Genomic DNA, 7,665 nt, shown 5'->3' on the forward strand with positions numbered 1-7,665 from the left:
AAGTTTGGATGCTCGTTCGCGCCGTTAAGGGCGGCGCATTGTGCTTCACGTCTAAGCTACACGATTGGCGCACAACAGAGGCGCTATCGCTACCTGATCCGAACGCGCCGCGTGAAAACATATTCGCAGCAGCAACCACGCGGGTTGCGAACTCACCACGAGTGCATAGCCGACGAAGCCTTGCGCGTCACAAACCTTCTCGCGCCCCTACCGACCACGTGAGAGCCCAGATCCGACATCGACGACGCGCCGGACCATTGCACCCCCGGGCACCAGGCAGCTTCTAATGAGCAGGGTCGCCGTCACACAGGTGGAGGTCGGAAAGGCAGCCCGCAAGCATCAATTTCCGCCAGCGCTTGGCTTGAAATCGACCATCTCGTCGAGGCGTAACGGTGAACCTCTTGTCACCGACATTATCACCTTTGTCTTAGCCTCATGACGATTGCCGATGTTGGACCGATTTCGAGAGGCGCGAAACAATCTGTTGGCGCGCAGGCTTGAGCTCTTGGCTTCATTTGGTAGATCAACGAAGCAGATGAGAGAGAACCCGCGCGTCCGTTGAATTGCATCAAGGCGCCAACAGCCTGGTGCGGCACGCCAAGCGAAACTATTGCAAAGAAGGGTCGACCGCAGGTCCCAGTGTGTTCCCACGCGCTGAAATCATTGATGCAAGCTGTCGGATGAAACGGCTCGAACCGCCTAATAGCGTTTCTCCGACCGGACTATCATTCACGAGTGGATACCTAACAGCCTCTCGATGAATTCGATCCCTTCGGTACTGCCCGTCGCCTCGCCCTCGAAAACCAGTCTCTCGTTTTTATGCAGGCCGCCCATGCCGACGAATTTTGCTATTGTCTTGGCGGACACCCTTGGTGTTAGCGACAATGCAAGAGCTTTTGGCCCAGCGTCAAGTTGCGAAATGCCGATGCGACCGGCCGTAATTTTGACCCTGGCCAGTCTCAACAAGGTGACGACCTCCATCGGAGGCTGACCAAACCGGTCGTCGAACTCCTCTTCTAGATTATCGACTTCTTTCACCGACGCAGCGCGCAACAGCCTCGCGTGCAGATCGAGGCGAACTTCTGGATCAGAAATGTAATCACTGGGAATCCCGCCTGACACTCCGATATTGAGCGTCGCCCGGACTGTGTCAGCAGTTTCCTTGCCATTGACCGTCGCCAGGGCGGCCTCGAGGAGCCTATGATAAAGGCCGGTTCCGATCACCCGCATATGCCCTGTCTGTTCTTCGCCTGCGATATCCCCACTGCCGCGTAAGTCAAGATCACGCAGACTGATGTCGAGCCCTGAACCCAAACGATCATTCTCAACCAGCGTGGTCAGCCGTAAGCGTGCCTCCTCCGACAGCTCTTCAATCGTTTCGGCCAGGAGATGGACGATACCCTGGACCCTCGTCCTGCCGACCCTGCCCCGCAATTGGTGCAATTGCGCGAGGCCTAGCTTTTCGGCATTCCAGATAAACATCGTATTGGCGCGGGGCACATCGAGACCGTTTTCGATAATGTTGGTCGACAGCAAAATGTCGCCCTCTCCATCCGCGAAGCCGACCATGGCTTCATCGATGTCGGCCGCCGGCATCTTTCCATGCGCGATCAGGACTTTTAACTCGGGAACGATCTCCTGAAGAACATCTGCCACGTCCGGGATATCCTCGATCCTGGGAACGACAACGAAACTCTGACCTGCGCGCCTAAACTCGCGCATCAACGCAATGCGCATTGTGGCGCGGTCAACAGTAGCTAGGGACGTCCTGACGGGTCGGCGCCTGGAAGGCGCAGTTGCGAGGATGTCGACGTCATGAAGGCCGACCATAGCTGACAGCAATGTCCGCGGGATTGGGGTCGCGGACATTGTAAGCGTGTGGAGGGAGGGCGCTAATGAGCTCATGGCCTGTTTATCCTTGAGGCCGAACCGGTGTTCCTCGTCGACGACAAGCAGCCCCAAGCGCGAAAAGGTCACATCCTTTGCCAAAATGGCGTGGGTGGCAATGACGATCCCAATATCACGGTCGGCGAGCCCGGCTTTGACTTTCTTGGCCGCCGCGGGTTTTACGAGACGCGACAACATTGCCACTTTGACTGGCGACCCCGCGAACCGTCGCTCGAATGTCATCAGATGTTGACGCGCGAGCACGGTGGTGGGGACGATCACGACGACCTGCCCTCCTGAAAGTGCTACCGCCGCAGCAGCTCTTAATGCCACTTCCGTCTTGCCGAAGCCAACATCGCCGCAAATAAAGCGGTTCATCGCTCTTCCGGAACTGAGGTCCGAGAGAACCGATCGTATGGCAGCGCTCTGATCAGCGGTCGCGGGATAGGGAAAGCGCCGCACGAAAGCGCCGTAGGTCGCGCGAGGGGGGACAAAAATGTCGGCCTTCGATGCTTTGCGTGCCTCAGCTAAGGCAGTTATATGAATGGCAGTCGAGCGGATATCGGCAGCGATCTTTGCCCGCTTTTTGTGCCATGCATCGGTATGAAGACGGTCAAGGGTCACGGCGTCAGGCTCTGCACCGTATCGCCACAGCCGGTCGAACTCATCGAACGGTACGAGCAACGATGCCCCATCACGATACTCAAGTCGCGCGGCATCGCGACAGGTGCCGTCGATCGTGATCGTTTCGAGCTCTGTCAGCACACCGACACCGTGCTCCTCATGGACGACGACATCGCCAATCCGCAGTTCGGGTTCAGCAAGCAGATCAGTCGATCGGGCAGTCAGCCCCGACTTGTGTCCCGAGCTGATCAGCACAATATTTGCATCGACATCGACAAAACCTTCGTCGATCTCCCCGTCGATCCTGAAGAGGCCAGAGTTCGAGCGCTCAATCTCCACCCAGTCCATCGCGCTCGATACCTCAATCTTCGCGACGCGCCGCAGGCGGTTACAGAAGGCGTCATGAGAACGGCCGCGGCCCGCCACGACGACCTTTCGTCCATTCCTTAGACAATCCGGTACCATGTCTATCAAAGCCTTACGTTGGTCAGACGCTTCGTCGAACGAGGCAAGTGCGCGGGGTGCGGTTGAGCCGATGTCGAGTGTTTCAGCCTTGCGGCAAACTGCCTGCCATTCGTCGCTGCTAAGGTAAATCGATCGCGGTGAAGATGCTTCCGTAGCGCGCAACGTCCGGTGGGCGTGGCGCGCGTCGTCGATAATATCATGATATTGGTCAGCGCGATCATCAAACCCCGGCTCGAACAGCAGCCGGGCATCGCCGAGCAGGTCGAAGACCGCCGGCATCTGGTCGTAACGTCGAAGAAGTCGGCGCTCCATCCCATCGGATGGCTCGTCTACAACCTTACCCCCTCTGTCGGGAATAGCTTCAGACGCTGGACCGAGTATGAGTGTTTCAAGCAGTTTGTCTGTCCGCTGCGTCTCGGGGTCATATGACCGCAGCTCGCTCACATGTAGATCTTTCGATAATACGATACGCATCGGAAAGGTCGCGCCGGCGGGAAAGATGTCGATCACCTCGTCTCGGACCGCAACTTCGCCTGGATCGTCCGCGACCCCTTCTTCCAGATAGCCTGTTCTTTCGACAAAGGCTTTGAAGGCCGCGCGGTTAAGTCGTTGACCGACACGCAGTTCGAGCCTGCTATCGCGGATGGTGTCTAAAGGAGGTACGCGCTGTAGTATCGCATCGAGCGATGTCAGGATAAGTCGCGGCGCCTGCGATGGTTCAGCCCAAACCCTAAGCGCGTCCATTCGCCGCCCCATACACTGCCGGGTCGGTGGTACGCGATCGTAGGGGAGGCAATCCCATGGTGGAAAGACAATCAAATTCAAGTTGGGGAAGAGTGACCGGATCGATCTTGCAATGGCCTCGAGCGCCTCTTCGCCAAGCGCGACATAACAAAGAGAGGTCGTCGATTTGCGAAGGACGTCAGCAAGGCGGGTGGCGACAAACCCCGCGGGCAGTCGTTCCGAAAATGTGTTTGTGTCGACAGGTTTTGTTTCTGATGCGTGGTTTTCTGTGCTGTACTCGCTAACGCGCAACTCGATCCCGCCCTCGTTTCCGGACATCACTCCCGGTAAAAGTCTCCGGCGACGTGCCGTGTTGGCGTAACTGCGGTGATAGCCACTTGTTCCGTTCCGCCTGCAACGAGTGAGCGGGTTTTTCATGTGCTCGTGCGCTCACACTAGAAGCGGGTTACCTTCTACCGCCCGCCACGCGACATTTCCGGCAATACGGCTCTTCTCGCCAGGGCGTTCGTTGGCTCGCGCCCGAAGCGGAGCAAGTGCCCGTTTAAAACGGCGGCAGTCGATATTACCTCCAGGATGCAACGTCTTCAGGTGCTCGCCCAAGAATTTGTCAGGAGGTGCAGTGGCGATATGTCGTACTGATCGTGCGCGAAAGCCTCGCGCCGGCTCGCTTCCATCGTTTGCTCACAAGGCCGCAGGTTCCATCGAAGCTTCGCTGAGGCTGGTGGCAAGCCTATGGCCGTCGGCGCCTGTGCCGGTCGCATTCCCGCCCCGGCTGCGCTACGATAGCCGTTGCACGGTCGATCAAAGCATATCGGCGGTCCCCGAACCCATCGGCGCAGGAGCTCACGTCTCCAACCCGCTCGCCCGTGACGGAACTGACAGGATAGCGACAAGCTGCCTGATGGTTCCAACGGGTTGCATCAGCTTACTGCGAGCAGAGCGGCTCGTACGCGCGATGGCGTCTGTCCGAATTCTCGCTTGAAAGAGTGGGTGAACTGCGAAGCCGTGCGAAAACCTACATCCATCGCGATGTCGATCATCGGCAACTTTGTCTGCGCAAGAAGCACCTTGGCTCGTTCAAGGCGAACTTTGGCATAGGCGCGTGCCGGTGACATGCCTGCTTCTTTCTCAAAAATACGCTCAAGCTGCCTGCGCGTAACACCCACCGATGCAGCGAGTTGCGCTATCGATATATCGCTGTCGAGATGCTGCTCCATCATGATCAGCACCGCTCTCAAGCGCGTATCCTTGTATTCCTCGTAAAGTGGCCGCCGTGGTTGCACCTCCAGGTGGGAGCGGGCTTTCTCGATCTGCAGCACCTCAAGAGCATTTCTTTCTGCTTCGCGGCCGATATGGCGGCGCACAAGGGCTGCGGCCATATCGGCGGCGCTGCTGCCTCCGGCGCACGAACCCCGACGCCGATCAAGATTGAAAATCCTGTCCGACCTAACCGACAAATCGGGAAACCGATCCCGGAAGGCTTTTGCATGAAGCCAGCTGACGCAGACGTCGTGGTTCTTCATCATCCCAGCCTCGGCAAGAATGAAAGTGCCTGTGCAAACCCCGAGCAGAGGAATCTTCTTGGTGTCAGCGAGTTTAAGGAACGCCACGGTATCACGATCGACAGGTTCCTGCCTGTTGAGCAACCCGCCCACCACGACGATATAGTCGAACCGGCCTGGATCGACGAAGTCCGATGTCGGCGCAACCTGCACGCCGCAACTCGATGTAATCAGGTGACGGGTGCTGCCAAGCACCTGCCAGTCGGCCCTCACCCTTCCCGACCGATCATGCTCGTCGCTTGCGAGACGCAGCGTATCGACGAACATCGCAAAGGCCGAAAGCGTGAATGACCGCGCGAGAACGAAGCCGACCTTAAGCCGGGTGCTTTGGTCCGCGGCACCTCCGTCTTTATAGTGTTCCGGACGCATCACATTGCTCCTTTAAAGCACACCTGCCCGCCTATCGTATCGCCACTTCGCTATCAGCGTCATGACCGTGCTAAGTTCTAGCAGACGACGCCTTAACCGGTCCAGCAGAAGGGTAATGTCGCCAACCTCTAGGCCGGCCCGAAGGCCGAACTCCATCTCCACTCGCCTCAGGCCGCGGTTTACCTAAGCCCGCGCCGAGTCTCCGCTCCGACAAGGCCTACAAGCACCAACAAGGCCAGCGATAGCGACATGCGCTAGCTGAGCCCAAGGAGCAGTGTCTGTTTGGTCAAAGAGACGGGGATCATAACCGGCGATGGCCCGGGAACGGGCTCTTCTAACCACTAATCGATCACAAAGAGCCTCATTGCCTGACGTTTGCACCATCCATAAATCGATCAGGTGGGTGGGAAGCGTAATTGTATTCCCTCGCCAGCACCGATCTATGTGAGTATGTCGATGAAAGCCGCCTGCGCAAACCTATAAATCTTTCAATCGATAGCGCATCGGCAGCCGATAAAGCATGCCAGACGAAGCCGATCGCGACAAAGAGGAGTGGGTCACGATCATTGGCCGCACCTGCTTCGCTGCCAGCCTGCCTGTCTAATTAATCCGGGTCCAATCAATGCCTTTGCATAGCAGCCCGGCTACGACGCACCCTCTCGTGGTCATCTTGTCGCCATTGATTGTCACTGTAAGCTTGTAGGTCAGGTTTCGCTGCGGATCGAAGGCCGTCCCAGAATAGACACCGTCGGTTCCAGGCTCGATCGTCATGACAAGCCGATCGCCCTCTTTCTCCTTGGCCGTGCCCGGTTTGATCCAAGTGTTGGTGGCACAAATATCCGATCCACAAGATGCAATGCGGACCCTAGCATTGCCGTCTCCTCGAGCCCAATTCCCGTCAATATCTGCGGCATGCGCCAACGTGAAACACGGCAGGGCTGATAGTGCCGCAACGGTTGGGATTATGATCAACTTCATCATGCTTATTTCTCCTTCCATCGGCCTAAACGCTTCTCAAAATCTGTTGTCGAGATTGTTATGCATCGCTTGTAAACCACGCTCCTTTCCCCAGCCCAACACGATCAGCAGCATCAAAAAACGTCGCCTTAAGTGATTGGGACAGGAGCCAATCAGTGGGTATTGCGGACATTCCGCTGCCAACCATCGCAATATTCAACCTATCCGCCCTTCGACGTTTCAGTTCCTTCAACCCGTGCACCTCGGCGGCTCGATTGCTCTGTCGCGACATTGGCACGAAAGCCGACCGCCTATAGTTTCATTGCGGGCAGATATATTTCGTGAGCTCCTGTTGGACAGAGACCGTAAAGTTTCAATGGGTAGAAGATGGGCAGCCGCCAGAAAAGGCGAAAGGGCATGAACCAGCACTGTTGCGACGACGTCAGCAAGAGCGTCAGCGCGATCATTTCCTAGCATTGCGGCCCTTTCAAAAATTGACGTGTTAGACGCACCAGATGCACAGGCAGCGAGCTGCAAAACTGAGGGGGTAATTGCAAAAATTCTTTGCCCCGGAGCGAAACCAAGTGCTTGTGGCCACCGTAGACACATGAAACGCCTCAGGGACCATACGGGAAGACTGATGGACATCCTCCTCCTCGTCGCCATCGCATTCTGGTTGTCACTGGCCATGGCTGGCGCGTGGGCGATACAGCGCGCCACCGGACAAAGTGGGTGGATCGACACAATTTGGTCGGTGGCCGTCGGCGTTGGAGGCATTGCCGCTATCGCGCTCGCTGATGGTGACTTCGACCGCCGTGTCGCCCTTTTGATCGTGATCAGCGCCTGGTCGCTTAGGCTCGCAAGCCATATCGGCTCGCGCACCAGAGGTGGTGGCGAAGATCCTCGTTATGCAAAATTCATCGAAGACTGGGGTGATCGCGCAGCCTGGCGGCTGTTCCTCTTCCTGCAGATACAGGCATTGGCCGCGTTCGTTCTCGTCCTGGCCGTCTATCTCGCCGCAGCCAATGACCGGCCGTTTCCAGGCGCCATCGACGCT

The 7,665-nt window shown here is 57.3% G+C and carries 4 protein-coding genes; 1 reads left to right on the top strand and 3 read right to left on the bottom strand.

The features are described from left to right. Window positions 1-729: 729 nt before the first annotated feature. The 3 genes from D460_RS0116070 to D460_RS0116085 all read right to left on the bottom strand — a co-directional run bounded on the left by D460_RS0116070 (window position 730) and on the right by D460_RS0116085 (window position 6,632). Window positions 730-4,038 carry a DEAD/DEAH box helicase gene (locus tag D460_RS0116070; RefSeq protein ID WP_018899597.1) on the bottom strand — a complete coding sequence of 1,103 codons (3,309 nt, stop codon included), beginning with the start codon at window positions 4,036-4,038 and terminating at the stop codon, window positions 730-732. Between the two features lie 602 nt (window positions 4,039-4,640). Beyond that, a complete protein-coding gene (locus tag D460_RS0116075) occupies window positions 4,641-5,651 on the bottom strand; it encodes a GlxA family transcriptional regulator (RefSeq protein WP_018899598.1) in 1,011 nt (336 codons plus the stop codon). A 600-nt stretch (window positions 5,652-6,251) separates the two neighbouring features. Continuing rightward, a complete protein-coding gene (locus tag D460_RS0116085; protein WP_018899600.1) occupies window positions 6,252-6,632 on the bottom strand; it encodes a DUF2147 domain-containing protein in 381 nt (126 codons plus the stop codon). 613 nt (window positions 6,633-7,245) lie between these two features. Here D460_RS0116085 and D460_RS0116090 point away from each other — a divergent pair. Next, window positions 7,246-7,665, top strand: a 420-nt coding sequence (locus tag D460_RS0116090; RefSeq protein WP_026283217.1) for a DUF1295 domain-containing protein, incomplete at its 3' end; no start/stop codon positions are given.

This window comes from Rhizobium sp. 2MFCol3.1, from assembly GCF_000377565.1.
Taxonomy (GTDB): domain Bacteria; phylum Pseudomonadota; class Alphaproteobacteria; order Rhizobiales; family Rhizobiaceae; genus Rhizobium.

Coding starts and splice junctions, on each gene's coding strand:
- D460_RS0116085 (WP_018899600.1), bottom strand. CDS start 6,632: ATGATGAAGTTGATCATAATCCCAACCGTTGCGGCACTATCAGCCCTG.
- D460_RS0116070 (WP_018899597.1), bottom strand. CDS start 4,038: ATGTCCGGAAACGAGGGCGGGATCGAGTTGCGCGTTAGCGAGTACAGC.
- D460_RS0116075 (WP_018899598.1), bottom strand. CDS start 5,651: ATGCGTCCGGAACACTATAAAGACGGAGGTGCCGCGGACCAAAGCACC.